This window comes from Streptomyces sp. NPDC058470, assembly GCF_042721055.1.
Lineage (GTDB): Bacteria > Actinomycetota > Actinomycetes > Streptomycetales > Streptomycetaceae > Streptomyces.
On the sequence record NZ_JBHXMF010000004.1, the window covers coordinates 15,443 to 40,809 of the forward strand.

The following is a 25,367-nucleotide window of genomic DNA, read 5'->3' on the forward strand; positions in this document are numbered from 1 at the left end:
ACCTGACGCGGTTGTGGGTGGGCGGCGTGTGGTGAAGGGTGGGTCGGGCGGGGCGGGATGGGTGCCCCTGCGCCCCACCCTGCCTCGCTGACGCGACCCTAGGAGTGACACCCACGGATGACGCAGTGTCCTGGAGTTTGCGGTGGCCAACGAGGTCACCCTTCCCGCCCGCCACGGTCACTCAGTCGAAGGTTCCGGAGCTCTATTCAGCGCCGCTCTGTGCCGCTATGTCCGGAGTGTGTTCCCTCTCGGGTGTAATTCGCTCTGGTGTCGCCCTGCACGCCCCCGATACCGTATCGCTGCCCTCTCGAACCCCACCCCGCACAGGAGTCTGCCGTGAACCGCCGTCCCCGCCTGCTCGCCACGGCCGCCTTCGCTGCGGCCACGGCCCTCGTTCTGACCGGGTGCGGGGGCGGTGACGGTGACTCCGCGGACAACGACAGGATCGCTGGGGCTGATACGGGGGGTGAGACGTCGGCTTCGCCGAGCGCCTCTGCCTCGGTAGCCGCTGATCGGCCGAAGATCGAGCTGCCGTCGGATCTCACGTACACCTTCACCCCGGATCAGACCGGTGACGCCGTCAAGGACGCGGTCCTGAAGGACAATGCGGAATTCATTCGCGCACTTGATGCGGCCATCGATGCTCAGAACCCCCGGCTGCCCGCCCTGGAGTTCTATACGGAAGGCGAGGGCGCGGTGGCCGCCCAACAGTGGGTCGAGTCCTACACGGATGCCAAGTGGACGGTCACCGGGTCCGTGCGTTACTTCGACCGGCAGGTCACGGTGAGGTCCGAGGATTCTGCGTCCCTCAGCTACTGCGCGGACGAGAGCAAGGGTTTCAGCAAGGTCATCAAGACTGGTGAGGTCAAGAAGACGAAGGTCACCAAAGACAGTTACGTCGCCTACGGCGTGCAGGTGGAAAAGAACGAGAAGGGGGTCTGGGAGCTCGTGAAGATTGCCTCTACCCGAGGAGCGGACAGGTGCCAGCCGTGAGCCAGCTCTCCCGCTTCGCCGTAACCCTGCTCGTGGTGGGCTTCGCCGTGACGATCTCAGCGCCTGCGGCGGTCGCCGACCGGACCCCGCCCGGGGGTGGGTCGGTCGGCGGTGGAACAGGCCCCCGCCCGTCTGGTGACGTCGACGGTGACACCATCTCCGCCGGTGCTGGTGGCGTTGTCTTCGACCGCTCGAAAAACGGCAGCGGTAGTTCTGTCGGAGCTGTTGCTTCCACCACGTCCTGGACTCCGCCTGCCTGTTGGTACGCCCCGAAGTACACGCCGGCGCAGCTCCAGGCGTATCTGGAGCCGATCTGGGAGGCCGGTTCCACCGGCTATGAGTGGGATGCGGAGCAGCGTAAACGCTATGTCGACGGTGATCCGTACAAGGACTTCAACAAGGACAAGACAGGCGACGGCTATTTCTGGGACTCGTACGTGAACAAGGATTACCCGCCCGGCTGGGACAACTGCGAGGAGCCCATCTTCTGGGTGGACACCGGTGACCCCCCACCGGCCGACATTGAGAACGCCATCACGCCTGAGATCCTCGCCGAACTCGCATACGCCGAGATCCGTGTCCCCTCTACGAAGGTGACCCTGGCTCCTGCGGGCGCGACGAAGGTGAATTTGCCGACGTGGGCGTGGCTGGACACGGCGGAGTTCAAGCCGGTGTCGGTGACGGCGTCGGTTCCGCTGCTCGGTATCAACGCGACGACCGTCGCGGAGCCGGTGTCGCTGAAGATTGAGCCGGGGACCGCCGATGCCACGACGTATCCCGCGTCCGGGGTCTGCACGCTCAATGGTGACGACTCGATCGGTGAGGCGTACGCCGCCGGCAAGTCGGACGAGACTCCGCCGTGCGGGGTGAAGTACCTGCGTTCCTCGGGTGACGACTCGTACAAGCTCAGGGCGACCATCACCTGGAAGATCCACTGGACGGGCACAGGAGTGGCCCAGGAACAGGCGCTGCCGGACGGTGAGTTCGGGGCGGAGCAGGATGTTGTCGTGCAGGAGATCCAGTCTGTCAACCGTTGACGTCGGGGCAGCCGGGCAGCCGGGCACACCGGGAAGAGTTTGGGAGAGACGTGGCGGATCGGCTGGCCGTTGACGGTGACGAGTTAGCGCACTTCATGAAGATGCTCAGGAAGTCGACCGACTCGCTGAGGGGGCTGCGCAGGGCGCTGGAAGACGCGACCGTCACAGGCCTCGGCACCGACGACCTCGACCGCGCCTGCGAGGACTTCCAGGACGAATGGAAGTACGGAGCTGATCAGATCGGCGAGCAGACCGAAGATCTCGCCAAGATCATCGGAAAGAGCAAGGACAGCTACCGCGAGGTCGACAAGGCCCTGGAGGAAGCGCTCAAGAAGCCCGCAGGGGGCAAGGGCGGGGGTTCGAAGTGACAGATCCGTCCGGTAGCGGGGACTCGGGAGCTGCCCTCGACCCGCAGTCCCGAGCCGACCTCGGCAAACCCCAGGGACTCAAGTCCGCCCCGCATATCCCGAACCCTGACTACCCACATCTGGGCTTCAATCCGGTGCCGGGCAGCACCGAGACAGTGAGCGGACTCCACAAGAAGCTCGCCGGGTGCGCCAAGGTCCTCGAAGAGACGCACGAGCTTGTCACCAAGTTGATGGACGGCAGCTACTGGGAAGGCGATGCGGCCGTCGCCTTTCGTGAGCAGCTCGACGGCGGTCCGCTGCCGTTGAACCTGAAGAACGCCGCTCACTCCATCCGTAAGGCGGCCAAGCAACTCCACTTCTGGGACGGGGAGTTGGATGAATTCCAGCGTCGAGCGAAGCGTCTTGAGGAAGACGCGAAGGACGCGCAGGCCGCTGTGGACCGCGCGAAGGGCCACGCCAGTCAGAAGGCCGACAGCCCTGACCTGGACAAGAAGGGCGCCAAGCACGACGACGCCCAGAAGGCGCTGACGCAGGCGAACACGGCGGTGGACGACGCCGAGGACGAGCTGGAGAAAATCCGGGTCAAGGCCCGGAAGCTCGCGGAGGAGCACGAGCATCAAGCTCAGTACCGGGCAGGCAAGATCCGCGACGCGACGAAGAAGCTGGCGCCGCACGAACCGGGGTGGTTCGACTCGGCGCTCGACTGGCTGGGCGAGAACCTGCCTGACATTCTCAGCTTCCTGGCGGGCGTCGTCGCCTTGGTGGCGATCGTCTTCGCCGGGCCCCTGGGAATCGCGATGGTCGCGGCATTGCTACTCACGACCTCGGCGCTCAGTGCAGGGGCACTCGCGCTCCGGATCTCGGATCCGCAAGTTCGTGCGTCTCTGTGGGACGGCATCAGCAAGGGGGAATTCGACTCCGACTTCTGGAGTAACGCGGTCTCTGTGGGAGCTGACGCCGCCGGCGTAATTCCGGGGCTGGGAGCTGTGGCCAAGGGGGGCGTCGAGGCGGTACAAGCGGTGCGAACAGGAACCGGAGCGTTGAGTCTCGGGCAGAAGCTGGCTACCTTCGGGACCAAGACCATGGAAGAGGCACAAGCCATCTCAGGATTGGAGAATCCGCTCGTCGGATGGTTGGTACGTGGGGCCAGCGACGCCGACAAGGCTGGCAGGTGGGTCGCAGGCATCTCAGGAGGTGTCGGTTTGGGCACCGGCGGCGTCGGTCTGGGAGGCAGTCTTGTTGATGCGGATGACGACGGCATCAAAGACGGTTCCGTTGCCGGAGTCGATGGCTCGCGGCTCATCCTCGACAACGCTGGAATCCTGAATCTCGTCAACCATGTCTTCTGAATTTCTTCCCATAGAAAGAGTGCGCCAGTGAACCCTGCCGACTACCCCACGGCCTGGGACCACTCTCCCGCTAGGCGCGCTTGGGTGGGACATATGGTCATGAACGTTGTCGGCCTTATTGGTTGGATCGGCGGCTGGGCCGCGCTGCTCGGAATCTCGACCTACACGCCCAACTGGGTTGTATGGATCTTCATGCCGTACTTCGTGTACGGCCCCTACCGCGCGTATATCCAGGTGCGTTACTTTCCAGCGGCCCTTCGCATGCGGCGCATCCTGCGAACGTATCCGTGGCAGGTGCTGCGGAACGTTCCAAGTGGATTGACCAAGCATCCAGATGTAACCGGCAGGCAGTATGGGTGGTTTGAAATCCAGAACCCGGCCCATCCAGAGCAACGGCTGCCGCTCGTCTTCCCCCAGCATCTGCGCACAGAATGGTGGAGCCGCCGCATCGCTCCCCGGGCCAGGCCTGAGCTGAAGGCGCAGATCGAGGTGGTGTGGTTCGTCGGCGACCCGCGCTTCATCGGTCTAATTGCCGCGCCCACTCCGAACGGCGAGGCGCCCCGCCGCATGCATGTTCTCCAGCAGCAGATGGGCGCGGAAGACGGCCGCAGCTTCGCGGACTGGGGAGCTACTCCGGAGGACATCGAACGTGGCCGACGTGTCGGTATCCACCCTGCCCAACCCTGATCGGCGCCGGGAAGAGGCATCCTGATGACCATCCCAAGCTTCACGCTCCACGAGTCCGTGAAGGATCCCACCGCTGAAATTTGGTTCGCCGAACCGCCAGGTTTCATGGCACTGCCGATTGACGCCTTGCTGCCCTCGCCCGAATCCCCGGCTGCCGACACATTGCGCACCGCTGTGGCCCCCTTTCTGGGCGCGGCGCCGGACGACGTGCTCCGACAGCAGTTCATCGCCCAATTCGCCGAGGGGCAGCTATTGTTGGGTGCCTTGCGCGAGGTCGGCACCGTCCATTGTTCGATCGGCCTGCACCGTGACGACGTAGACGAAACCGGCAGCGGCAATGGCCAATCCTTGCTCTCCCTCTTCACACTTTCCTGGCGAGACACGGCCATAGCTCCACGCGCCGTCACTGCCGCCCGCGCTGTGACCCCGGCAGAGGGGCACTCCCACATCGAGTACCTCGAACTGCCCTGCGGCCCGGCCACGTTCAGCGAGACTGTACGCACGGCCTCCGCCGACAGCGGCTTCCCGCAGCTGCCACTCCTCCAGGTCCACGCGCACTTGCCCCACCCGGACTGCAAACGTCTGGTCGTCCTCACGCTGAGCACGACGGCTGTAGCCCGCCGAGAGCAGTACCGCGCGATCCTCCATCAGATCGCCGACGCGGTCAGTTTTGAAGACCCGTTCGCCCCCACCGAGAGGGAGGGACGTCGATCGTGACCTCCGTGCAGCTTCCCTGGGCGTCGCAACCGGCCATTGAGCCCCCGCCCACCGGCCGTGCGATCCGGCGCCGACTTGTGCGCCAGGGGGTGCTCCTCGAACTCGCGGAGCAGATGCCTGGTCGTGAAGTCAAGGTGCCGGCCGCCTGCGGATCAATGACGTGCTGCTCACGGCTGCGCCGTACAGGCGGTTTGTGAATGCGCGGCTCACCCAGTTGTGGTGCGCGGGGCACCCGCACCAGGGTGGAGTGGCTGCCGAGCCGGAAGGTGTGCGTCCGTTCCGCCTTGTCCGATACAAGGGTCTCGTATCGGAGAGGGAAGCGGGCGTTGGCTGACGGCGTCGCCCGTGATTGGTAGCTCTGTGCCGCTACGGGGCTGCCGTGTCGTCTTGTTTTCTCGGTGTCTCGGTCGCCAGCCGGTGGCCCAAAGTCTCCAATTGGTCAGGCGTGGCCCACGTCCGGGAGTGTTTTTATGCCTTGTATCAGGGCCTGGAGGCAGACAAGGGTTGTTGTCACCATGACGTCCGGTTCATCGCTCTCGCGGAGACGGATCGTTCCCGCAGGCGTCGCCGCCAGGTACACGCAGTTGGCCGCCTCGGCGCTGTACGTGGACTTCTGCCACGCGAGTTCATGCATGGAGGGCTCCTCAGAGGTCTTGGGCGATGCGCTGGATGAGGTCGAGGGACTTTGGTTCAGGGAGGGCTCGCGATTCCATGCGGTCCAGTACGGAGCGATAGCGGTTCAACTGGGCTTCTGCGTCGAGGTACTCACACCCGTGGTCGGTGTCCAGGATGACGGTGTCGAGCTGTGGAACGAGCCCGACTGCGCAGGTGATGGGTTGGCCCGACGCCGGGAAACCGGCCTCTCCGAAAGGGATCACCAGGATGGTGATGGTGGGCTGATCGCTCATTTCCAGCAGGTGGATGAGTTGGGCTCGGGTGATGTCCGGGCCACCGAAGCCCATGCGCAGCGCTGCCTCGTGCACGATGGCCGTGTACGGGGTTGGAGTTCCCTCGAAGAGGACGGCCTGACGCTTCACGCGATGTGAGACGCGGTGTTCGATCTCGTACGGCCTCAGAGGTGGAACGGCTTCTCGCATCATCGCGCGGGCGTGCTCCGTGGTCTGCAGTAGCCCGGGCATGTGGATGGTGACGGCCACGCGGAGTGCGGTGGCGTGGTGCTCCAGTTCGGCCAGGTCCAGCAGGTCGGATGGGAGCGTGTCGTGATACTCCGTCCACCAGCCGTGCTTGCGGCCGCCTGTCATCGCGGCGAGGGCGTCGACGTACTCATCGTCGGCGCAACTGTAGTTGCGCGCCAGTGTGCGTACCCGGTCGGCGCTCACTGCGTACCGTCCGGCTTCGATGTTGCTGATCCGCGCCTGGGGTCCGCCCAGGAGTGCGGCGGCCGCGGTCGACGTGAGCCCCGCGCGCTCGCGGAGCTTGCGCAGCTCGGCGCCAAGTCGCTGCTGGCGCAGGGTCACAGTTGGATTGGGCGGCATGGCGAGGTGCTTCTCTCCGTGAGGCAGGCCGTAGGCGTCACCCACACGAGTGGGATTGGTAGATCTTCGTCCAGTTTATGGAAGACCTTACATTTTCTTGGCTACGTTGTGAGTGGCAAACCACTCAACCGCCCACGCCCATAAGCCGGAAGCGCACCAACCCAGGCATTGCCGCCGCATGGCGCTGACGTTGAGCGAGCCCAAGTCCCCTTCTCTCCAGGAGGTATCCATGGTCACCGTAGCCGCGCCCGACACCTGGGTGTATGCCCTTCGCCTGCCTCATGACCCTCGCGCCGCACGGGTCGCACGTATGACCGTGCGGGCTGCGCTCCACGGGCATGGCATACGCGAAGTGCTCGACGTGGTTGAGCTGTTGACGTCAGAGTTGGTCACCAACGCCTACCAGTACGCGAAGGGGCCCGCGTCTCTGCGGCTGGCGGGGCTCGGTGGTGGGCGGGTGCGGGTGGGCGTATGGGATGCGAATCCGTACCTTCCGTCGCCCTTTGACGAGCCTCCGGGTGGTCGGCCGAGGCCCGCTCCGGCGGATGCTGTCAACGGGCGTGGGCTGCTCCTCGTACGGGCGTGGGCGGATCTGTGGGGTGGGGACGCGCTGGGGCGGGGTGCGGGGAAGCTGCTGTGGTTCGAGGTCGGCGGGTCCGGGTCCGGGTCCAGGTCCGTGGCTGGGGCTGGGCAGGCCAAGTCCGCGTGACGGGGGTTCTCGGCGAACTGCCGTAGGGGGTTCAGTCTCGCCACGGCTCAGGTTCAGATGCCTCATGGCGTTCGGGCGTCAAGGGGGCTGTTCCGCGAGCGGTCTTGGCTCTGGGACGCGGCCCTGAGCGCCCCCGCATGGGATCACCCTCCGGTCTGGTCCCACGGCGACTTCCACACCGGCAATCTGCTCACCGTCGGAGGCCGCCTCAGCGCGGTCATCGACTTCGGTGAGCTCGGTGTCGGCGACCCGGCCTGCGATCTGACCATCGCCTTCGCGCTGGTGTCGGCCGGACCCCGGGCCGCCTTCCGGGCCGCGCTCGGCGTCGACGACGCCACCTGGATCCGAGGCCGCGGCTGGGCCCTGGCCACCGGCCTGAACGCCTCCGTCTCGTACGCCGCCGTCAACCCTCGGGTCGCCGCGCGGACCACCCGTCAGATCACCGAGGCCCTGACCGGCTAGGCAAGGGTGAGAAGTGCGCGAGTTCGCAGAATTCTGGAGCCATGCGCGAGGACGGTGACGTCGAGCCGTTGCACGGGGACCCACTGACCCAGTTCTTGTCCGAGATGTCGACACCCGAAGTCTTCGAGTCGATCACCCGCGACCCACCCGCGCGAGCTCTGCGGCCGACGGCTCGACGGCTCGACGACGCGCCACGCGCAACTGCCACCAGCACCAGCCGGCCCCCGCCGTAGAGGCGACGCCTGCGTGCCGAACGCGCCGGTCCGACCTTCCGGGGAGCCGTCGGGGTACAAGTGACCGGAGAGGCAGATGCGCTTCATGCTTTCGTCTACAGCTTGTAGTCGGTTGCCGCTCCTCGACGTCTGTTCTTGAAGGAGTCTTCAGTGGGCCCCACTCTCATCAACGGGCTTCCAGCCCATGTGCTGCTCGTGCACTTCGTGGTCGTGCTCGTGCCGCTCACCGCGCTGGCGCTGGTGGCCGCCACGGTGTGGACCACGTGGATCCGCAGGCTGGGCGTGGTGCTGCCTCTCCTCGCTCTGGTCACCCTGATCAGCGTGCCGATCACGACCAATGCCGGCGAGTGGCTGGAGAAACGCATCCCCAGCGACCCTCTGGTCCGCAAGCACACGGACCTCGGGGACACCCTGCTGCCCTGGGTGGTGGCGCTGTTCGTCGTCGCCGTGGCGGTGTGGTGGTTCGGCCGCAGAGCCATGGCGCATTCCTCGGCGCACATGCGCACGCACGCGCGGGCGGGTCTGAGCGGGGCCGTTCCTCTGGGCATGCCGGTGCGCGTGGCCGCGATCGTACTGTCCGTGGTCGTTGCCGCCGGTTCTGTGGTGCAGGTCTACCGGATCGGTGACTCGGGTGCGAAGTCGACCTGGGACGGCGGGTTCTCGACCACGCCGGTCAGCGGCAAGGGCCGCTGACCCGGTACGCATGCCCCTGCGTCGGAGTTGCGTGCGGGGCGAGGCATGGCCCGTCGGCGATCTCCAGACGGGGCCTTGACCAAGCCCGGACCACGGATGGACAGCCGCCTCGATCGTCACAGCCGTGAGACGAAGCCGGCTGCGTCCTCAGGGAGGCACAGGGGTTCCACCACGGCGGCCGTCCGCGACAGCGCGCCGTACACCAGCAGGTGCGGGTAAAGGTCGGTGGCAGGGCCGGACAGGTAGTTGCCGGGCGCATCGTGCAGGTGTCGGCGGAAGGCACAGGGCACAATCGCCGGGACGATCGGCACGTTCAGCGCCGCGATCGCGCGGGGCCTGCGCTCCGAGGGCCACAGCGGGGCCCGCGGATGATCCGGTTCGTCCCCGAACAGGCCACGGACTTCCTCAATGGACCACCACAGCAGCCCGCGGGGCGTGCCAAGGACGTCCGGCAGCCCGGACCTCACCAAGCCACCCCCCACCGGAGTGAGAGCAACGTTCCCTTCCGGTCACCCACAGCCACAGCGTGGAAACGCGCCCTCCCTACCTTCGGTCTCATCCCCAAGTACGAGACCTGAGCACCGGAGAACCGTGGAGGCGTCATGACAGCCCCAACCCCAGCCCCAAGTTCCGGACCCCCGCCCGCAGCCCCCACCCCCACCCCGAGCCGGCAAGGCCGCTGGATCGACCAGTGGAACCCCGAGGACGAGACCTTCTGGAAAGAGGGCGGCGAGAAGGTCGCCCACCGCAACCTCTTCTTCTCCGTGCTGTCCGAGCACATCGGGTTCTCGATCTGGACCCTGTGGTCGGTGATGGTGCTGTTCATGGGGCCGGAGTACGGGCTGACCCCGGCGGACAAGTTCTTCATCGTGTCGATGGCGACGCTGGTCGGCGCGATCGTGCGCGTCCCCTACACCTTCGCCGTCGCCCGCTTCGGCGGCCGGAACTGGACGATCATCGCGGCGAGCATGCTGCTGGTGCCGACCGTCGCCGCGTTCGTCGTGATGGAGCCCGGCACGTCGTTCGGGACCTTCCTGGTCTGCGCGATGCTCGCTGGCGTCGGCGGCGGCAACTTCGCCTCCTCCATGACGAACATCAACTCGTTCTTCCCGCTGCGGAAGAAGGGCTGGGCCCTCGGGCTCAACGCGGGCGGCGGCAACATCGGCGTGCCGGTGGTGCAGCTCGTGGGGCTCGCGGTCATCGGGGCGAGCGGTGGGCCGAGGGTGCTGCTCGGCATCTACATCCCGCTCATCGTCGTCGCCGCCGTCCTCGGCGCGCGCTACATGGACAACATCTCGTCCGTGAAGAACGACACCGGCGCCGCCAAGGAGGCGGTGAAGGACGCCCACACCTGGATCATGTCCTTCCTCTACATCGGGACATTCGGGTCCTTCATCGGATACAGCTTCGCGTTCGGTCTGGTGCTCCAGACACAGTTCGGGCGTACGCCGCTGGAGTCCGCGTACGTCACCTTCATCGGGCCGCTGCTCGGCTCGCTGATCCGTCCAGTCGGCGGCTGGCTCGCCGACCGCTACGGCGGCGCGAAGATCACCCTGTGGAACTTCGTCGGGATGGCCGCCGCGACCGCGGTCATCATCGTCGCCTCCATGCAGGAGTCGCTGGCGCTGTTCACCACCGCGTTCATCGTGCTGTTCGTGCTGACGGGCCTCGGCAACGGGTCGACGTACAAGATGATCCCCGGCATCTTCCAGGCCAAGGCCGTGGCCAAGGGGCTGAGCGGAGAGGAAGCGGCCGCCTACGGGCGTCGGCTCTCCGGCGCCGCCATGGGGCTCATCGGCGCGGTGGGCGCGCTTGGCGGGCTCGGCATCAACCTCGCCTTCCGGCAGTCCTTCCTGAGCGTCGGTTCCGGCACCGGTGCCTTCGTGGGCTTCCTCGCCTTCTACGCGCTCTGCTTCGCGGTCACCTGGGCCGTATACCTTCGCCGTCCGGCGGCCGCCGCGGAGGCTTCCGTACCGGCCAAGGAGGAGAAGCTCCAGCTCAGCTATGCCGAGGTGTGACGTAACACCGGCGACATGCGGCTGAACCGGGCCTGTCACGGGGCGTTGACAGGCTCGGTTCAGCCGTAAGGCGAGCCAGTTACGGCCAGCCCTGAGTGCACGACGACTCGAGTGCAAGACGAGAGCCGGGACGACAGTCATGTACGACGAACAACAGCGACCAGGACCAGAAGCTCCCTCGCACAGCCCCCTTGCAGAACGGGAAGCCCCGTCGCACGGCCCCCTCGCCGGGTTCACCGTGGGCGTGACGGCCGCCCGCCGGGCCGACGAGCTCGGGACGCTGCTCCAGCGGCGTGGCGCCTCGGTCGTACATGCGCCCGCCCTGCGTATCGTGCAGCTCGCCGACGACAGTGAACTGCTCACCGCCACCAAGGAGTTGATCGACCAGGCACCGGACGTGGTGGTCGCCACGACCGCCATCGGGTTCCGGGGCTGGGTCGAGGCCGCCGACGGCTGGGGGATGGGGGAGGACCTGCTCGCGCGGCTGCGCGGTGTCGAACTGCTGGCCCGCGGCCCCAAGGTCAAGGGCGCGATACGGGCCCAGGGCCTGACCGAGCACTGGTCCCCCTCCTCCGAATCCATGGCCGAAGTGCTCGACCGGCTGCTGGAGGAGGGCGTCGAGGGCCGCCGTATCGCCATCCAGCTGCACGGCGAGCCCCTGCCCGGGTTCGTCGAGTCGCTGCGGGCCGCCGGAGCCGATGTCGTTGTCGTCCCCGTGTACCGGTGGATGCCGCCCGAGGACATCGCACCCCTCGACCGGCTCATCGACGTGGCCATCACCCGCGGCCTGGACGCGGTCACCTTCACCAGCGCGCCCGCCGCGGCGTCCCTGCTGTCCCGGGCGGAGATCCGCGGCCTGCTGCCCGAACTGCTCGCCGTCCTCCACCACGACGTACTGACCGTCTGCGTCGGCCCGGTCACCGCGCTGCCGCTGCAGGCCCACGGCATCGACACGGTCCAGCCCGAACGCTTCCGGCTCGGCCCCCTCGTACAGGTGCTGTGCAAGGAACTCCCCGGCCGGGCCCGTACGCTGCCCATCGCCGGTCACCGGGTCGAGATCCGCGGGCACGCCGTGGTGGTCGACGGCACGCTGCGGCCCGTACCGCCCGCCGGCATGTCACTGCTGCGCGCCCTGACGCGGCGGCCCGGCTGGGTGGTGGCCCGGGCCGAGCTGCTGCGCGCGCTGCCGGGCGCCGGACGGGACGAGCACGCCGTCGAGACGGCGATGGCCCGGCTGCGTACGGCACTCGGCGCGCCCAAGCTCATCCAGACGGTCGTCAAGCGCGGCTACCGGCTCGCACTCGACCCGGCCGCGGACTCCAAGTACGACGTGTGAGGCCCTCGGTACAGCAGCAGGGCACGCGCCAGGCAGGCCAGCGCGAGCGTCGACAGCAGCGCTCGTACGACGTTCCACGCCACCCACGGGTCCTCGAACTCCTCACGTACGGCGGCCGGATCGGCGATCCTCGCGGGGTCGCCGGCGTCCATGATCTGGTTGTTGAGCGGGATGTTCACGGTGACGGTGAGGAGGAAGGCGAGCGCGACCGCGGCGAAGCCCGCGAACACCCACCAGCGGTACGGCGACCTGCGCGACTGCCAGGCGGCGACCGCCGCGAGGAGCGGTGCGCCCAGGAAGCTCAGGAAGAACACCGGGTTCTGGATCTGGTCGTTGATGTTCTGCATGACCTCGATGAAGACGCGGTCGTCGCTGCGGGAGAGCGACGGCATGATGGTGCAGGCGAAAATGTAGAAGACCCCGGCGAACAGGCCCATCGCGACCGTGGCCGCAACCAGTACACCTCCGGCGCCGTTGCGCCGCCCCGTGCTGTTGTCTGTCATGCCCTTCAGTCAACCGGCGCCACGGCACGCGCGACATGGCCGAGCCGCGCGGTCCCATAAGCGGACGTCCAGGGCGCAGACGGTACAAGGTCTTCCGGCCGGGGGTGCGGACATGCACTGTGGGGGTATCTACTCCCCGTACCTACTCGCCATATCAACTCCCCAAGGCAGTCGCAGTCCCCAAGACCGTCCCAGTCCCCAAGACGGTCGCAGTCTCCAATTGCAGTAGCCAGTACCCAGTAACCAGTCCCCAAGGCACTCTCCAAAGGCTCATGGCGGTAACCCCTAGGCGGTGACAGGCACATGGCATCGGGCATGGCCACGGCCTCGTACGAACTGCGGTTCGACTCCGGGCGGATCTGCCTGGACCTCCTGGCGACCACCCACCCCGAGGAACGGCTCGACTCGGTGGACCGGCTGCGCGCCTGGATCGCCCGCTCCGGGCTGGTCCCCGCGGGCACGCCGCTGGTGGGCGCCGACTCCTCGTGGCTCGTCGGCTTCCGTGAACTGCGCGGGCACGTGGACCGTTTGGTGCGCGGCGAACTCGCCACCCGGCCCGCCGACGTGGCCCTGGCCCGCGTCAACGCGGTCGCGCTCGGCACCCCGCCCGCGCCCTCGGCCATGCGCGCGGACGACGGTTCGCTGCGCCCCCGGCTGCACGCGCCGCCCGGTCACGCCGAGTTGCTCTCCCTGGTCGCCAGGGACGCCCTCGAACTCCTCACGGACCCGGCGGCGAGAGCGAGTTTGCGCCAGTGCGAGGGCGACAACTGCCCGATCGTCTATCTCGACACCTCACGCGGCCGGCGCAGACGGTGGTGCTCCAGCGAGGTCTGCGGCAACCGGGAGCGCGTGGCCCGGCACCGTCGGCGGGCGGCACTCGCCCGCGCGTGAACCCTCCTGAACCTTCACGATGGCCGGTCCGAACCTTCACCATGGCCGGTCCGACCTTCACGATGGTCGGCAAAAACGAACGCCGGGAGTGTTCAGGGAAGAGCAGGGAGTAATGGGGAGACTTTCTTCACACCCGGCTCAGAAAATATGTGTGACCCCTTTGAGCACGCGCGTGCCCATATCCGTACCCCGGTGTGAGCGATCGACGGGGAGACCCCGGTCGAATCGGTGACACCGGAGGTAGGCGTGCGCAAGGATTCCGCCGTGGCTGATGAACGCCCCCCAAGGGCACGACATCGCGCGTCTCAGTCCTCGGAGCCTGACGAGGAACTGATGCGCGCGCTCTATCGAGAACACGCGGGACCCCTGCTTGCCTATGTGCTGCGGCTGGTCGCAGGCGACCGGCAGCGCGCCGAGGACGTCGTACAGGAAACACTCATCCGTGCCTGGAAGAATGCCGGGCAGCTCAATCGGGCAACCGGTTCGGTACGACCCTGGCTGGTGACGGTGGCACGGCGCATCGTCATCGACGGACACCGCAGTCGGCAGGCCCGGCCGCAGGAGGTGGACCCGTCACCGCTGGAGGTCATCCCCGCGGAGGACGAGATCGACAAGGCGTTGTGGCTGATGACACTGTCGGACGCGCTGGACGACCTGACCCCTGCTCACAGGGAAGTCCTGGTCGAAACATACTTTAAGGGGCGTACGGTCAATGAGGCGGCCGAGACCCTCGGCATCCCCAGCGGCACCGTGCGATCCCGGGTTTTCTACGCCCTTCGGTCGATGAAGCTGGCGCTGGAGGAGCGGGGGGTGACGGCATGAGTACATACGGGGGATACGGAACGGGTGGTCCGGGAGCCATGCAGGGTGCACGGGGAGAGCAGAACCCCGGTGACATTCACGAGACCGTCGGCGCATACGCCCTCGGCATCCTCGACGACGCCGAGGCGACCGTCTTCGAAGTCCATCTCGCGAGCTGCGAGTGGTGCGCCCAGCAGCTCGACGAGCTCGCCGGGATGGAACCGATGCTCGCCGCACTCGCGGATCTGCCCGCCTCGCAGGGCAGCCCGGCGATCGGTGAGTCGCTCGCCGCACGCCCGAGCTCGCAGCTCGCGGTACGGCTGGTCGACGAGGTGTCCGAGCGGCGTGCCCTGAAGCGTCGGCGGAGTTTCTACATGGTGGCGGCCGCGGCCGCGCTGATCATCGCCGGCCCACTGACCGTGTTCGCGGTCAACGGCGGCGGCGACGGCACCACGACACCCGAGGCGGCGGCCACCAGCCCCGCCAAGGAAGCCTTCGACGGCCTGACCGACAAGGTCACGGCCACGGACCCGAGCACCAAGGTCACCGCCGTGGTCGCCATGGAGTCCAAGCCCTATGGCACCTATGCCGTCCTGGAGCTCAAGAACGTCGCGGGCCCGGAGAAGTGCTCCCTGATCGCGGTCGGGAAGAACGGCGAACGCGAGACGGTCACCTCCTGGTCGGTCCCGGAGTGGGGTTACGGCCTCCCCGGTGCCAAGACGGAACAGGCCAAGTCCCCGCTCTACGTGAACGGCGGCGCGGCCTTCACCCCGAACGAGATCGACCACTTCGAGGTCATGACCTTCGACGGGAAGCAGCTCGTGGAAGTGGACGCCTAACTCGTAGAACTCGTGGAAACGGTCCATAAATGCTCATGGAAGCGGACGCATAAAGGGACGCGTGAGCGAACCTGGAGCGCGCGCGTAGCCCTAAGGGCCCCCCTTCGCGTACGGTTGACGGCTGCCCAGCACGTCAGAAGGGGGCCCGGTGGCCGCTCAGGCTCAGCAGGAAACCGCGCTCGGTTCGGTCCACGATTCCGCACGGCAGGACTCCCTCAGGGACGACTCCGTTCGGGACCGTGAGATCAGCGTCGAACAGGAACATCTCGACCGGGTATACCGGCGCCTCGAGGAGAAGATCCACGAGGCGGAGTTCCTCATGAACGACGCCGCCAAGCGCGGTCAGGTCGGGACACCGGGGGCGCTCGCCGAGCGCGACGCCCAGGTGTTCCGGGCGGGAATTCACCTCAACCGCCTGAACAACGAGTTCGAAGACTTCCTCTTCGGCCGGATCGACCTACTCCTGGGGAAGGACGGCACAAAGGGTCCGGACGGCGCGTACACGGCGGTGGAACCCGCCGAGGGCGCCGTGCGTGACGACGAGACCGGTCGTCAGTACGCAGACATCGCGGAGACGCTGCACATCGGCCGTATCGGTGTCCTGGACACGGACTACGCGCCGCTGGTCATCGACTGGCGGGCGCCCGCAGCGGCCCCGTTCTACCGTTCGACCCCGGTGGAGCCGGGTCGGGTGGTGCGGCGCCGGGTCATCCGCTCCAAGGGCCGCAGGGTCCTCGGCGTCGAGGACGACCTCATGCGCCCGGAGCTCAAGGCCACTCTCGACGGCCAGGAACTCCCGGTGATCGGCGACGGCGCCCTGATGGCCGCCCTCGGCCAGGCCCGCAGTCACACCATGCGGGACATCGTGTCGTCCATCCAGGCCGAGCAGGACCTGGTGATCCGCGCGCCCGCCGCCTCGGTGACGTATGTCGAGGGCGGCCCGGGCACCGGCAAGACCGCAGTGGCCCTGCACAGGGCGGCCTACCTCCTGTACCAGGACCGCCGCCGTTACGCGGGCGGCATCCTGATCGTCTCTCCGACCCCTCTGCTGGTCGCCTACACCGAGGGCGTCCTGCCCTCCCTCGGTGAGGAGGGCCAGGTCGCCATCCGCGCCATCGGCTCCCTCGTCGACGGCGCGGAGGCCACCCTGTACGACTCCCCGGCGGTGGCCCGTGCCAAGGGCTCGTACCGGATGCTCAAGGTGCTGCGGAAGGCGGCGCAGGGGGCGCTGGAGGCGCCGTCGGGGTCCTCCGGACGGTCGTCCCGTGCTGGCCGGTCAGCCGCGGACGCCCCGGACCAGCAGCTCTCCTTCGGCGACGGAGACGGTGACGGCTTCGACGACGACGGGGACGGGGGCGGGGACGACGCAAGGCGGCAGGCCCGTACCGGCCCCCTCACGCGCCTCCGTGTCGTCGCCTTCGGGCGCCGTCTGGAGCTGGAGGCCCCCGAGCTGGACCGGATCCGCAACAACGCGCTGAGCGGTACGGCGCCGGTGAACCTGTTGCGTCCGCGGGCCCGCAAGCTGCTGCTCGACGCGCTGTGGGCGCGCTCGGGGGCCGGTTCGCGGCACTCGGACCCGGAGCTGGCGGCCGAGCTGCGCTCGTCGTTCGACGAGGACATCACGTCCGAGGACAGCTTCATCGAGTTCCTGGACGTGTGGTGGCCGGAGCTGACCCCGCGGGGCGTGCTGGCCGCCATGGCCGACGAGCGCCGACTGGGACGCTGGGCGCGGCGGATCCTCAACCCCGGTGAGGTGCGGCGGGTGGCCCGCTCCCTCAAGCGGGACGGGCTCTCCGTGCACGACGTGGCCATGCTCGACGAGCTGACCGCCATCCTCGGCAGTCCCGCCCGCCCCAGGAAGCGGCGCGACCTGGACCCGCTGGACCAGCTCACCGGCCTCGAGGAGCTCATGCCCACGCGTGAGGAGACGCAGTGGGAGCGCGCCGAGCGGCTGGCGCAGGAGCGGACCGAGTACGCGCACGTCATCGTCGACGAGGCGCAGGACCTCACGCCCATGCAGTGGCGGATGGTCGGGCGGCGCGGCAGGCACGCCACCTGGACCGTGGTGGGCGATCCCGCCCAGTCCTCGTGGTCCGACCCGGAGGAGGCCGCCGAGGCCCGTGACGAGGCCCTGGGCAGCCGCCCCCGGCGCCGTTTCACCCTCAGCGTCAACTACCGCAACCCGGCCGAGATCGCCGAACTGGCCGCCAAGATCCTGGCCCTCGCCATGCCGGGCGCACAGTCCCCGTCCGCCGTACGGTCCACCGGCGTGGAGCCCCGCTTCGCCGTCGTACGGGACTCACTCGCGCAGACCGTACGAGCGGAGGCCGCCGGCCTCCTGGACCGTGTCGACGGCACCGTGGGCGTCGTCGTGGCCATGAACCGGCGCGAGGAGGCCGCCCGCTGGCTCAAGGGGCTCGGCGACCGTGTGGTGGCGCTGGGCAGCCTGGAGGCGAAGGGCCTGGAGTACGACGCGACGGTCGTCGTCTCGCCCGCGGAGATCGCCGACGAGTCACCGGCTGGCCTGCGCGTGCTGTACGTCGCCCTGACGCGGGCGACCCAGCAGCTCACCATCGTCTCGGCGGACCGGGACGAGCCGGACGGGAACGGGGTGCCCGACCTGCTGCGGGACTGAGGGCACCGGCAACGCGGAGAGGCCCCCGTCACCTTGCGGTGACGGGGGCCTCCCGTTCGTTCAGCGACACCGACCCGCCATGCTCGCCTCGCGGCAAGAGGTCGCTCGTAGCGACGAAGGTTGGGCCCGGGGGCTTGGATCGGGCCGGTGTCACGTCCAAGGTAACAAACGATCCCCGCAAGGCAATTCCCGTCCCGAAAGTTCATTTCCGCGGCGCCGGGTTCCGGTAGGGATTCCAACGGGTTCCAACGGGTTCCAACGGGTTCCGGCCGTGATCGCCTCTCCTGTCGCCGCCGTCACTATCGTATGGTGGAATAAGTTTTCCGAAAGTCTCGACCGTCCGCGAACAAAACGTTCGCAACCCGGGGCGGTTGGCACGTACTCAGGGGTAGGTGCGACGATCGGAAGGCATACCGCGAGACAGCGCGACCCAGCAGTACACGGTGAAAGCAGAGGAAGTCGGCCATGGCAACGGCGCCCAGCGTCTCCTACTCGATTACGGTCCGTCTGGAGGTGCCCGCGAGCGGAACCGCGGTCTCCCAGATCACCACGGCCGTAGAGTCCCACGGAGGCTCGGTGACCGGCCTCGACGTGACCGCCTCCGGTCACGAGAGGCTCCGGATCGACGTCACGATCGCGGCGACCTCCACGGCGCACGCCGACGAGATCGTCAAGCAGCTGCGTGGCATCGACGACGTGACGCTCGGCAAGGTGTCCGACCGTACGTTCCTCATGCACCTCGGCGGCAAGATCGAGATGCAGTCCAAGCACCCGATCCGCAACCGCGACGACCTCTCGATGATCTACACGCCGGGCGTGGCCCGCGTCTGCATGGCGATCGCCGAGAACCCCGAGGACGCCCGACGGCTGACCATCAAGCGCAACTCCGTTGCGGTCGTGACGGACGGATCCGCCGTGCTCGGGCTCGGCAACATCGGCCCGATGGCCGCCCTCCCGGTGATGGAGGGCAAGGCGGCGCTCTTCAAGCGCTTCGCCGGCATCGACGCCTGGCCGATCTGCCTGGACACCCAGGACACCGACGCGATCGTCGAGATCGTGAAGGCCATCGCCCCCGGCTTCGCGGGGATCAACCTGGAAGACATCTCGGCGCCCCGCTGCTTCGAGATCGAGGCGCGGCTGCGCGAGGCCCTCGACATCCCCGTCTTCCACGACGACCAGCACGGCACCGCGATCGTCGTCCTCGCCGCCCTGACGAACGCCCTGCGGGTCGCGAGCAAGGCGATCGGCGACATCCGCGTCGTCATGTCCGGTGCGGGCGCGGCCGGTACGGCCATCCTCAAGCTGCTGCTCGCCGCGGGCGTCAAGAACGCCGTCGTCGCCGACATCCACGGTGTCGTGCACGCGGACCGTGCGGACCTCGTGGACGCCGCCGCCGATTCGCCGCTGCGATGGATCGCCGACAACACCAACCCCGAGGGCCTCAGGGGTACGTTGAAGGAGGCCGTGCGCGGCGCCGACGTGTTCATCGGCGTCTCGGCCCCGAACGTGCTCGACGGCGACGACGTGGCCGCGATGGCCGACCAGGCCATCGTGTTCGCGCTTGCGAACCCCGACCCCGAGGTCGACCCGGCGATCGCCCGCCAGACGGCGGCAGTTGTCGCCACCGGCCGCTCGGACTTCCCCAACCAGATCAACAACGTCCTGGTCTTCCCGGGCGTCTTCCGTGGCCTCCTGGACGCCCAGTCGCGTACCGTCAACACGGAGATGATGCTGGCTGCCGCCACCGCCCTGGCGGACGTGGTCACCGAGGGCGAGCTCAACCCGAACTACATCATCCCGAGCGTCTTCAACGACAAGGTCGCGGGCGCGGTCGCCGGAGCGGTGCGGGACGCCGCGAAGGCGGCCGGGGTGACCGAGTCGGGCAGCGCACCCGCGTAAGCAGGGCCCCGCGGCAGCTGTGACGACCGCCACGACCGCCACAGCTCCGGCGCGTCGTGGAAGGCGGGACCTGCGGCCGCCTTTAGGGTGGCGGCCAGGCTCACGCCTCGTTCACGCCTTGCGCAGGCCTTTCCGTGTGACCCCCAAGGGTGTTCCTGTGACTCCCCGGGGGTGCCGGATTGGCTTTCCCGCCGCAGGTGGGGGCAGGATGCGTCTTCGGGCGCGAGGGTCTGGCGACGGACCCGGGTCCGGGGACCGACCGAGGACCCTGGCAGCATCGGCTTCACTGTGCCCGGTATGCGGCTCCGCCGCGTGGCACGCCTCAACAGCAAGAAGAACACGGGAGTAACGACATGAACCGCAGTGAGCTGGTGGCCGCGCTGGCCGACCGCGCCGAGGTGACTCGCAAGGACGCCGACGCCGTTCTGGCCGCCTTCGCCGAGACCGTCGGTGAGATCGTCGCCAAGGGCGACGAGAAGGTCACCATCCCCGGCTTCCTGACCTTCGAGCGCACCCACCGTGCCGCTCGCACCGCGCGCAACCCGCAGACCGGCGACCCCATCCAGATCCCGGCCGGCTACAGCGTGAAGGTCTCCGCTGGCAGCAAGCTCAAGGAAGCCGCCAAGGGCAAGTAAGGCCTGCGCCGCCCGCGTCAGGGGCGGAGCACGGCAGAGCAGTACGCCAATGGGGCGGCCCCCTTTCACCGGGTGGCCGCCCCATCGTCGTACCCACGACTGCTTCTGTTACCCGAGAGCCTTGCCCGGCAGCTCGACCTTCGCGCCGAGTTCCACCAGCTTCTCCATGAAGTTCTCGTAGCCGCGGTTGATCAGGTCGATGCCGTGCACGCGTGAGGTGCCCTGGGCCGCCAGTGCCGCGATGAGGTACGAGAAGCCGCCGCGGAGGTCGGGGATGACCAGGTCGGCGCCCTGGAGCCGGGTGGGGCCCGAAACGACGGCGGAGTGCAGGAAGTTGCGCTGGCCGAAGCGGCAGTGCGAGCCGCCGAGGCACTCGCGGTAGAGCTGGATGTGTGCGCCCATCTGGTTGAGCGCGGAGGTGAAGCCGAGACGGGACTCGTACACCGTCTCGTGGACGATCGAGAGGCCGGTCGCCTGGGTGAGGGCGACGACGAGCGGCTGCTGCCAGTCGGTCTGGAAACCGGGGTGGACGTCCGTCTCCAGGGCGATCGACTTGAGCTGGCCGCCGGGGTGCCAGAAGCGGATGCCCTCGTCGTCGATCTCGAAGGCGCCGCCGACCTTGCGGTAGGTGTTCAGGAACGTCATCATCGAGCGCTGCTGGGCGCCCCGGACGTAGATGTTGCCTTCGGTCGCCAGCGCCGCGGACGCCCAGGAGGCGGCCTCCAGACGGTCCGGCAGGGCCGCGTGGGTGTAGCCGCCGAGCGAGTCGACACCGGTGATGCGGATCGTCCGGTCAGTGTCCATGGCGATGATCGCGCCCATCTTCTGCAGTACGCAGATGAGGTCCTCGATCTCGGGCTCCACGGCCGCGTTGGCCAGTTCGGTGACGCCCTCCGCCAACACCGCCGTCAGCAGGACCTGTTCGGTCGCGCCCACCGACGGGTACGGCAGCTGGATCTTCGTGCCGCGCAGCCGCTGGGGGGCCTCCAGGTACTGGCCGTCCGCCCGCTTCTCGATCTTCGCGCCGAACTGCCGCAGCACCTCGAAGTGGAAGTCGATGGGCCGGCCGCCGATGTCACAGCCGCCCAGGCCCGGGATGAAGGCATGGCCCAGGCGGTGCAGCAGCGGACCGCAGAACAGGATCGGGATCCGGGACGAACCCGCGTGCGCGTCGATGTCCGCGACGTTCGCGCTCTCGACGTGCGACGGGTCGAGCACCAGCTCGCCCGGCTCCTCTCCCGGACGGACCGTCACCCCGTGCAACTGGAGCAGTCCGCGTACGACTCGCACGTCTCTGATGTCGGGGACATTGCGCAGTCGGCTCGGCGCGCTGCCCAGCAGGGCGGCCACCATGGCCTTCGGTACGAGGTTCTTCGCACCGCGGACCCGGATCTCGCCCTCGAGCGGGGTTCCGCCGTGGACAAGCAGTACGTCGTCAGAGCCGTTGACGGTCATGTATCTCGCGATCCGATGAGTTGGGCAGGAGTGATTCGTCGGCAGGCAAGTCGTTGCAGGAGCCGGAGAGTAAGGGTAATGGCCGCCTACCCCCCTTCTGTAAGCCCAAGGGCCTCTCAGCTCCGTCATAGCTTTGCCACAACACGAACCGTTCCTAATCGGGCACACGGGGTCACCGGTAACGGCGTGCGCGGGGGGCGCTTCTCTGCGCCCTGAGCTGCATTCACACAGGTACTCGCATTGGCTCCCCGCTCACGGGGAAGATGCGGGATCATGTCTCGCATGACCGAGGTGTCCTCGCTCACAGGGCGGCTGCTCGTGGCTACGCCGGCCCTGGCGGATCCGAACTTCGACCGCGCGGTGGTGCTGCTCCTCGACCACGACGAGAAGGGCTCGCTCGGTGTCGTCCTCAACCGCCCGACCCCCGTGGAGGTCGGCGACATCCTGGAGGGCTGGGCGGACCTGGCCGGCGAACCCGGCGTCGTCTTCCAGGGCGGCCCCGTCTCGTTGGACTCGGCGCTCGGTGTCGCGGTCATCCCCGGCGGTGCGTCCGGCGAGCGCATCCCGCTCGGCTGGCGCCGTGTGCACGGCGCGATCGGCCTCGTCGACCTGGAGGCACCGCCGGAACTCCTCGCCGCCGCCCTCGGTTCGCTCCGTATCTTCGCCGGGTACGCGGGCTGGGGCCCGGGTCAGCTGGAGGCGGAACTGACCGAGGGCGCCTGGTACGTCGTCGAGTCCGAGCCCGGAGACGTCTCCTCCCCGTCCCCCGAACGGCTCTGGCGCGAGGTCCTGCGCCGCCAGCGCAACGAACTGGCGATGGTGGCGACGTACCCGGACGACCCTTCCCTCAACTGACGCCCGTGACCTTCAGTACCCTTGGCGTTATGAGCACTCTTGAGCCTGAGACCCAGCCCCAGCGAGGCACGGGGACGGGGACCCTCGTGGAGCCGGCACCGCAGGTGTCGCACGGCGACGGGGACCACGAGCGCTTCGCCCACTATGTCCAGAAGGACAAGATCATGGCGAGCGCCCTGGAAGGTACGCCCGTCGTGGCCCTCTGCGGCAAGGTGTGGGTGCCGGGCCGCGACCCGAAGAAGTACCCCGTGTGTCCCATGTGCAAGGAGATCTACGAGTCCATGGGCGCCGGCGGGGGAGACAAGGGCAAGGACGGCGACAAGAAGTAACGCCGCCGGGTTCTTCGGCACAGTAGGCCGCGTAGGTGGATCTGGCATGGCCGCGGCATCCCGGTGTGGGGTGCCGCGGTTTTGGCGTACCCGGGGTGGGCGTGGAGTTGTTGCTGAGGGCGCGGGAACTGGCGAGGGCACGGAAGTTCCGCGAGAGCCGGGCGCGGGTGGATCGGGCGGAGCCGCGGAGCGCGCGGGAGCTGAGCCTCGCGGCCTCGGTGCTGGTCGAACTCCGCGATCCGCAGGCGGCGTTGCCGCTCGCGGATCGGGTGGTGGAGCCGGCGCCGGACGACTGGCGGGGGCATCTGGCGGTCGCCGACGTCACCTGTCAGCTGCGGTGGTGGGATCAGTCGGTCGCCGCTGCCCGTACGGAGGTGGCGGTGGCGCCGGAGGAGGCGCAGGCGCACCGCGTGCTGTCCGCCGCCGCGAACCGGATCGTGGGCGGCGGCCGCGAGGCCGGGCGGGAAGCGAGGCGCGCGAAGGAACTGGGGGGCCGCGGGGCGACGCGGATGCCCGGGCGACGTAGCCCGTGGTGGTTCGTGGTGTTCCTGGCGCCGCTCGCGGGTCCTGCCGTGCTCCCGACGGTGGGCGCCTGGCCGGACACCGTGGACGAACTGATGCTGCTGTCGCATGTGTTGCTTCCCGTGTTGCTTCTGTTGCTCATCGTCGTGCCCAGCCGGGCCGGCCTCACCTGGCCCGAGCGGATCGCGGAGATACGGGCCGTGAACGAGGAGCGGTACGGCGGCGGGGGCCACGGTGCGCGCACCCGGGCCGGGCTGGTGGCTCTGCTCTGGGGCTCCGCCCCGGCCGGCGCCGCCGCACTGCTCGCGGTACCCGCTGCCGACGGGAACCCGCTCTCCGCGCTCTTCCTTCAGGCGCAGGCCGTGCCGGAGCAGGTGGTCGTTGGGCTGGCGCAGGCCGTGCCGGAGATGAAGGTCGTTGGGCTGGGGCCCGTCGAGCGGGAGATCGAGGCCTTCGGCGGCTGACCGTTGCACGGAGTGCGTCACGTGGTCACGAAGTGGTTGAGACCTCTTGTGGGCATGTTCATGTACTCCATAGCCTCCAGGGTGTTGTGCAGAGCGAAACAGTCATTGCGTATGTTGCAACGCACCCCACCGGAGGATGCTCAATGAAGCTCTCTGTCCGAACAGCCGTCGCCGTCACCACCCTTGTGGTTCTCGCCGCCTGCGCCCCCCAGACCTCCGACGACTCCACCTCCGAGAAGGACGAGAAGACCGGCACGCTGCGGGTCTGGCTCTTCCAGGAGGTCAACAACGCGCCCAAGCAGAAGGTCGTCGACGCGGCCGTCGACACCTTCGAGAAGGCCCACGAGGGTGCCGACGTACAGATCGAGTACATCCCCGTGGAGACCCGCGCCCAGCGCATCAAGGCCGCGTTCAACGACCCTGCGAGCGCCCCGGACCTCATCGAGTACGGCAACACGGACACCGCCGGTTATGTGAAGGACGGCGGACTCGCCGACGTCACCGAGGAGTTCGCCGACTGGAGCGATTCCAAGGACACCGACCCCACGGCCAAGCAGTCCGTGACGGTGGACGGGAAGATCTACGGCGCCCCGTACTTCGTCGGCGTCCGCGCCCTCTACTACCGCACCGACATCTTCGAGGAACTCGGTCTCGAAGTCCCGAAGACACAGGCCGAGTTGATCTCCACGGCCAAGGACATCCGCGCCGCGAAGCCGGACCTGTACGGCCTCGCGGTCGGCGGCGCCTACACGTACGGCGCGATGCCGTTCATCTGGTCCAACGGCGGGGAGATCGCGAACGGCAAGGGCGGCTCGTACGCCTCCGCCATCGACAGCGCCGCGTCCCGGAAGGGCATCGAGACCTACACCTCCCTCTTCGGTGACGACAACTGTCCGGCCGCCAAGTGTGCGGGCATGGGCGGCAACGACACGGTGACGGCCTTCGCTTCGGGCAAGGCGGGCATGGCCATCGGCGGTGACTTCAGTCACGCGGCGATCGAGGCGGGAGCGGTCAAGGGCAAGTACGCCGTCGTGCCGCTGCCCGGCCTGGAGTCGGGCGAGATAGCCCCGGCGTTCGCGGGTGGCAACAACCTCGGCGTGCTGAAGAGCACCTCGCACCGCACGCTCGCCGTCGACCTGATGGAGGAGCTGGCTTCGAAGAAGACCCAGGGCGAGCTGTTCGACGCCATGGGCTTCCTGCCGACGTACACCGATGTGCGGGCCGACGTCGCCAAGAGAGAGCCGTTCGTGAAGCCCTTCGTGCAGACGCTCGCCGCGGGCGCCAAGTTCGTGCCGGCCTCGCCCGCCTGGGCGCAGATCGACGCCTCGCTCGTCCTGCCGACGATGTTCCAGGAGATCGTCAGCGGCAAGAAGGACGTGGCGGCGGCCTCGAAGGACGCGGCGACGAAGATGGACGACGCGTTCAGCTCCGTGGGCTGAGC

The 25,367-nt window shown here is 68.2% G+C and carries 25 protein-coding genes and 1 pseudogene; 21 read left to right on the plus strand and 5 right to left on the minus strand.

Going from position 1 to position 25,367, the window contains the following annotated elements:
- The first annotated feature begins 336 nt into the window (after nt 1–336).
- The 6 genes from ACFWP7_RS03780 (at nt 337) to ACFWP7_RS03805 (ending at nt 5,151) form a co-directional block, all read left to right on the plus strand.
- A complete protein-coding gene (locus tag ACFWP7_RS03780; RefSeq protein ID WP_384375481.1) occupies nt 337–993 on the plus strand; it encodes a hypothetical protein in 657 nt (218 codons plus the stop codon).
- A 47-nt stretch (nt 994–1,040) separates the two neighbouring features.
- Nucleotides 1,041–2,030 carry a hypothetical protein gene (locus tag ACFWP7_RS03785; protein ID WP_384376088.1) on the plus strand — a complete coding sequence of 330 codons (990 nt, stop codon included), beginning with the start codon at nt 1,041–1,043 and terminating at the stop codon, nt 2,028–2,030.
- A 95-nt stretch (nt 2,031–2,125) separates the two neighbouring features.
- Nucleotides 2,126–2,398 (plus strand): hypothetical protein, encoded by a 273-nt coding sequence (locus ACFWP7_RS03790; RefSeq protein WP_384375483.1) that lies wholly within the window; start codon nt 2,126–2,128, stop codon nt 2,396–2,398.
- A complete protein-coding gene (locus tag ACFWP7_RS03795) occupies nt 2,395–3,747 on the plus strand; it encodes a hypothetical protein (RefSeq protein WP_384375486.1) in 1,353 nt (450 codons plus the stop codon). The genes ACFWP7_RS03790 and ACFWP7_RS03795 overlap by 4 nt, the downstream gene beginning before the upstream one ends.
- Before the next feature lie 99 nt (nt 3,748–3,846).
- Nucleotides 3,847–4,434, plus strand: coding sequence for a hypothetical protein (locus ACFWP7_RS03800; RefSeq protein ID WP_384375489.1), 588 nt, complete (start codon nt 3,847–3,849; stop codon nt 4,432–4,434).
- Nucleotides 4,435–4,458: 24 nt separating this feature from the next.
- A complete protein-coding gene (locus ACFWP7_RS03805) occupies nt 4,459–5,151 on the plus strand; it encodes a hypothetical protein (RefSeq protein WP_384375492.1) in 693 nt (230 codons plus the stop codon).
- A 439-nt stretch (nt 5,152–5,590) separates the two neighbouring features.
- Here the strand turns inward: ACFWP7_RS03805 and ACFWP7_RS03810 are convergent, their stop codons facing one another.
- The gene (locus tag ACFWP7_RS03810) at nt 5,591–5,785 is read right to left on the minus strand and encodes a DUF397 domain-containing protein (protein WP_384375495.1); all 195 of its coding nucleotides are present in this window, start codon (nt 5,783–5,785) and stop codon (nt 5,591–5,593) included.
- 10 nt (nt 5,786–5,795) lie between these two features.
- On the minus strand, nt 5,796–6,647 hold the full coding sequence (locus tag ACFWP7_RS03815) for a helix-turn-helix domain-containing protein (RefSeq protein WP_384375498.1): 852 nt from the start codon (nt 6,645–6,647) through the stop codon (nt 5,796–5,798).
- 229 nt (nt 6,648–6,876) lie between these two features.
- Between ACFWP7_RS03815 and ACFWP7_RS03820 the strand changes: the two genes are divergently transcribed.
- The 3 genes and pseudogenes from ACFWP7_RS03820 (at nt 6,877) to ACFWP7_RS03830 (ending at nt 8,744) form a co-directional block, all read left to right on the plus strand.
- Nucleotides 6,877–7,356, plus strand: a complete 480-nt coding sequence (locus tag ACFWP7_RS03820) for an ATP-binding protein (protein ID WP_384375501.1) — start codon at nt 6,877–6,879, stop codon at nt 7,354–7,356.
- 108 nt (nt 7,357–7,464) lie between these two features.
- Nucleotides 7,465–7,818: pseudogene (locus ACFWP7_RS03825) on the plus strand (phosphotransferase); the annotation flags it as partial.
- Between the two features lie 383 nt (nt 7,819–8,201).
- Nucleotides 8,202–8,744: a DUF2231 domain-containing protein gene (locus ACFWP7_RS03830; protein WP_384375504.1), complete on the plus strand. Its 543-nt coding sequence runs from the start codon at nt 8,202–8,204 to the stop codon at nt 8,742–8,744.
- Between the two features lie 116 nt (nt 8,745–8,860).
- Here the strand turns inward: ACFWP7_RS03830 and ACFWP7_RS03835 are convergent, their stop codons facing one another.
- Nucleotides 8,861–9,211 (minus strand): hypothetical protein, encoded by a 351-nt coding sequence (locus ACFWP7_RS03835; RefSeq protein ID WP_384375507.1) that lies wholly within the window; start codon nt 9,209–9,211, stop codon nt 8,861–8,863.
- 135 nt (nt 9,212–9,346) lie between these two features.
- Between ACFWP7_RS03835 and ACFWP7_RS03840 the strand changes: the two genes are divergently transcribed.
- Both ACFWP7_RS03840 and ACFWP7_RS03845 read left to right on the plus strand, forming a co-directional pair.
- Entirely contained in the window at nt 9,347–10,762 is a 1,416-nt protein-coding gene (locus ACFWP7_RS03840; protein WP_384375510.1) for a nitrate/nitrite transporter, read from the plus strand.
- A 139-nt stretch (nt 10,763–10,901) separates the two neighbouring features.
- Nucleotides 10,902–12,098 (plus strand): uroporphyrinogen-III synthase, encoded by a 1,197-nt coding sequence (locus ACFWP7_RS03845; RefSeq protein WP_384375512.1) that lies wholly within the window; start codon nt 10,902–10,904, stop codon nt 12,096–12,098.
- Here ACFWP7_RS03845 and ACFWP7_RS03850 read toward each other — a convergent pair.
- The gene (locus tag ACFWP7_RS03850; RefSeq protein WP_384375515.1) at nt 12,050–12,601 is read right to left on the minus strand and encodes a DUF1772 domain-containing protein; all 552 of its coding nucleotides are present in this window, start codon (nt 12,599–12,601) and stop codon (nt 12,050–12,052) included. The genes ACFWP7_RS03845 and ACFWP7_RS03850 overlap by 49 nt on opposite strands.
- A 303-nt stretch (nt 12,602–12,904) precedes the next feature.
- On the opposite strand from ACFWP7_RS03850, the gene ACFWP7_RS03855 reads away from it, so the two are divergent.
- The 6 genes from ACFWP7_RS03855 (at nt 12,905) to ACFWP7_RS03880 (ending at nt 20,301) form a co-directional block, all read left to right on the plus strand.
- Entirely contained in the window at nt 12,905–13,492 is a 588-nt protein-coding gene (locus tag ACFWP7_RS03855; RefSeq protein WP_384375518.1) for a CGNR zinc finger domain-containing protein, read from the plus strand.
- Between the two features lie 246 nt (nt 13,493–13,738).
- Nucleotides 13,739–14,314: a sigma-70 family RNA polymerase sigma factor gene (locus ACFWP7_RS03860; RefSeq protein ID WP_266460930.1), complete on the plus strand. Its 576-nt coding sequence runs from the start codon at nt 13,739–13,741 to the stop codon at nt 14,312–14,314.
- Nucleotides 14,311–15,132 (plus strand): zf-HC2 domain-containing protein, encoded by an 822-nt coding sequence (locus ACFWP7_RS03865; RefSeq protein ID WP_384375521.1) that lies wholly within the window; start codon nt 14,311–14,313, stop codon nt 15,130–15,132. Before ACFWP7_RS03860 ends, ACFWP7_RS03865 begins: the two co-directional genes overlap by 4 nt.
- A gap of 148 nt (nt 15,133–15,280) precedes the next feature.
- Nucleotides 15,281–17,767: a HelD family protein gene (locus ACFWP7_RS03870; protein WP_384375524.1), complete on the plus strand. Its 2,487-nt coding sequence runs from the start codon at nt 15,281–15,283 to the stop codon at nt 17,765–17,767.
- 465 nt (nt 17,768–18,232) lie between these two features.
- Nucleotides 18,233–19,666 carry an NAD-dependent malic enzyme gene (locus ACFWP7_RS03875; protein ID WP_384375527.1) on the plus strand — a complete coding sequence of 478 codons (1,434 nt, stop codon included), beginning with the start codon at nt 18,233–18,235 and terminating at the stop codon, nt 19,664–19,666.
- A gap of 353 nt (nt 19,667–20,019) precedes the next feature.
- Nucleotides 20,020–20,301, plus strand: a complete 282-nt coding sequence (locus ACFWP7_RS03880) for an HU family DNA-binding protein (RefSeq protein WP_007382399.1) — start codon at nt 20,020–20,022, stop codon at nt 20,299–20,301.
- 108 nt (nt 20,302–20,409) lie between these two features.
- Here the strand turns inward: ACFWP7_RS03880 and murA are convergent, their stop codons facing one another.
- The gene (murA, locus tag ACFWP7_RS03885) at nt 20,410–21,756 is read right to left on the minus strand and encodes a UDP-N-acetylglucosamine 1-carboxyvinyltransferase (RefSeq protein WP_365430333.1); all 1,347 of its coding nucleotides are present in this window, start codon (nt 21,754–21,756) and stop codon (nt 20,410–20,412) included.
- Between the two features lie 282 nt (nt 21,757–22,038).
- On the opposite strand from murA, the gene ACFWP7_RS03890 reads away from it, so the two are divergent.
- The 4 genes from ACFWP7_RS03890 to ACFWP7_RS03905 all read left to right on the plus strand — a co-directional run bounded on the left by ACFWP7_RS03890 (nt 22,039) and on the right by ACFWP7_RS03905 (nt 25,365).
- Nucleotides 22,039–22,611 carry a YqgE/AlgH family protein gene (locus tag ACFWP7_RS03890; RefSeq protein WP_384375530.1) on the plus strand — a complete coding sequence of 191 codons (573 nt, stop codon included), beginning with the start codon at nt 22,039–22,041 and terminating at the stop codon, nt 22,609–22,611.
- A gap of 29 nt (nt 22,612–22,640) precedes the next feature.
- Nucleotides 22,641–22,940: a DUF3039 domain-containing protein gene (locus ACFWP7_RS03895; protein ID WP_384375533.1), complete on the plus strand. Its 300-nt coding sequence runs from the start codon at nt 22,641–22,643 to the stop codon at nt 22,938–22,940.
- A gap of 101 nt (nt 22,941–23,041) precedes the next feature.
- A complete protein-coding gene (locus ACFWP7_RS03900) occupies nt 23,042–23,926 on the plus strand; it encodes a tetratricopeptide repeat protein (RefSeq protein WP_384375536.1) in 885 nt (294 codons plus the stop codon).
- A gap of 143 nt (nt 23,927–24,069) precedes the next feature.
- Nucleotides 24,070–25,365: an extracellular solute-binding protein gene (locus ACFWP7_RS03905; RefSeq protein ID WP_384375538.1), complete on the plus strand. Its 1,296-nt coding sequence runs from the start codon at nt 24,070–24,072 to the stop codon at nt 25,363–25,365.
- Nucleotides 25,366–25,367: the final 2 nt, after the last annotated feature.

Excerpts from the sequence above, each read along its gene's own strand:
- ACFWP7_RS03790 (WP_384375483.1), top strand. The coding sequence starts at position 2,126 with ATGAAGATGCTCAGGAAGTCGACCGACTCGCTGAGGGGGCTGCGCAGG.
- ACFWP7_RS03800 (WP_384375489.1), top strand. The coding sequence starts at position 3,847 with ATGAACGTTGTCGGCCTTATTGGTTGGATCGGCGGCTGGGCCGCGCTG.
- ACFWP7_RS03805 (WP_384375492.1), top strand. The coding sequence starts at position 4,459 with ATGACCATCCCAAGCTTCACGCTCCACGAGTCCGTGAAGGATCCCACC.
- ACFWP7_RS03810 (WP_384375495.1), bottom strand. The coding sequence starts at position 5,785 with ATGCATGAACTCGCGTGGCAGAAGTCCACGTACAGCGCCGAGGCGGCC.
- ACFWP7_RS03815 (WP_384375498.1), bottom strand. The coding sequence starts at position 6,647 with ATGCCGCCCAATCCAACTGTGACCCTGCGCCAGCAGCGACTTGGCGCC.
- ACFWP7_RS03820 (WP_384375501.1), top strand. The coding sequence starts at position 6,877 with ATGGTCACCGTAGCCGCGCCCGACACCTGGGTGTATGCCCTTCGCCTG.
- ACFWP7_RS03840 (WP_384375510.1), top strand. The coding sequence starts at position 9,347 with ATGACAGCCCCAACCCCAGCCCCAAGTTCCGGACCCCCGCCCGCAGCC.
- ACFWP7_RS03845 (WP_384375512.1), top strand. The coding sequence starts at position 10,902 with ATGTACGACGAACAACAGCGACCAGGACCAGAAGCTCCCTCGCACAGC.
- ACFWP7_RS03850 (WP_384375515.1), bottom strand. The coding sequence starts at position 12,601 with ATGACAGACAACAGCACGGGGCGGCGCAACGGCGCCGGAGGTGTACTG.
- ACFWP7_RS03855 (WP_384375518.1), top strand. The coding sequence starts at position 12,905 with ATGGCATCGGGCATGGCCACGGCCTCGTACGAACTGCGGTTCGACTCC.
- ACFWP7_RS03865 (WP_384375521.1), top strand. The coding sequence starts at position 14,311 with ATGAGTACATACGGGGGATACGGAACGGGTGGTCCGGGAGCCATGCAG.
- ACFWP7_RS03875 (WP_384375527.1), top strand. The coding sequence starts at position 18,233 with ATGGCAACGGCGCCCAGCGTCTCCTACTCGATTACGGTCCGTCTGGAG.
- ACFWP7_RS03880 (WP_007382399.1), top strand. The coding sequence starts at position 20,020 with ATGAACCGCAGTGAGCTGGTGGCCGCGCTGGCCGACCGCGCCGAGGTG.
- murA (WP_365430333.1), bottom strand. The coding sequence starts at position 21,756 with ATGACCGTCAACGGCTCTGACGACGTACTGCTTGTCCACGGCGGAACC.
- ACFWP7_RS03890 (WP_384375530.1), top strand. The coding sequence starts at position 22,039 with ATGACCGAGGTGTCCTCGCTCACAGGGCGGCTGCTCGTGGCTACGCCG.
- ACFWP7_RS03895 (WP_384375533.1), top strand. The coding sequence starts at position 22,641 with ATGAGCACTCTTGAGCCTGAGACCCAGCCCCAGCGAGGCACGGGGACG.
- ACFWP7_RS03905 (WP_384375538.1), top strand. The coding sequence starts at position 24,070 with ATGAAGCTCTCTGTCCGAACAGCCGTCGCCGTCACCACCCTTGTGGTT.